Consider the following 206-nt stretch of genomic DNA (forward strand, 5'->3'; position numbering starts at 1 on the left):
TGTAACGGAAGTGCAACAGGACGTATCGAGGTTACTTTAACAGCAGGATTAACTCCAGTTACTTATAGTTTAGTTCAAACGACTGGATCAGGCTTAGCAGCAGGTCAAGGAGTTTACGATGCAGGAAGTGATGCATTCATTAATGTACCAGCAGGAACATATACAGTAACTGCCACAGGAGATAACGGATGTACAACAGATGTTAC

General features: G+C 42.2%; 1 protein-coding gene. It reads left to right on the forward strand.

Annotation, left to right across the window (positions count from 1 at the left end; genetic code table 11):
- On the forward strand, positions 1-206 hold a 206-nt coding region (locus Q1A15_RS21010; RefSeq protein ID WP_299628425.1), incomplete at both ends, for a hypothetical protein.

This window comes from uncultured Tenacibaculum sp. (assembly GCF_947495995.1).
Lineage (GTDB): Bacteria > Bacteroidota > Bacteroidia > Flavobacteriales > Flavobacteriaceae > Polaribacter.